A 528-nucleotide genomic window follows, 5' to 3' on the forward strand; every position below is an offset into this window, starting at 1 on the left:
CATAGCGCAACTTCGTAAATTTGATCTGGTTTAATGTTTGCAACTTATTCATTGAAGATGAAAATATGGCAATCGCTAAAAAAATAAATCAGATCGTTGAAGCATTTGAGCTGTGGCGAAAAAACCGGGTTAGTCGCCGTTCTGCAACCCCACAAGCACTGCGCCAACAAGCAGTTGATCTACTCGAACACTGCTCGTCCAGTAAAGTCACCGCGATGCTGCGGATCAGTGGCACACAATTGAAACAATGGCGTGAAGCCGTTGAACCAAGCCCAACATCCTCTGATTTTATTCGCTTACCTGGGCAAGGCGCGAGGGAGCCTGTTGCTAACGAGCATCTCAGTGTCGAGCTTCGGTTGTGTAATGGTGCAGCATTAACCCTTTCGGGTGATATTTCCCAAGCCTTCCTCGTCGCCATGATCCAGGAAGTTAGATCGTGATCCATTTAACGGCCCAAACGCCTATCCTGATCGCCACTGAGCCTGCTGACTTTCGCATGGGGATTGATGGTTTAGCGGCGCTTTGCCG

Annotated in this window: 1 protein-coding gene; it reads left to right on the forward strand. The window is 48.7% G+C overall.

The genetic code is table 11. The features are described from left to right. The first annotated feature begins 65 nt into the window (after positions 1–65). Positions 66–440, forward strand: coding sequence for a hypothetical protein (locus CXF95_RS26300; protein ID WP_101200367.1), 375 nt, complete (start codon positions 66–68; stop codon positions 438–440). The last annotated feature ends 88 nt before the right edge of the window (positions 441–528 follow it).

This window comes from Paraglaciecola sp. MB-3u-78, assembly GCF_002835935.1.
Taxonomy (GTDB): Bacteria; Pseudomonadota; Gammaproteobacteria; order Enterobacterales; family Alteromonadaceae; genus Paraglaciecola.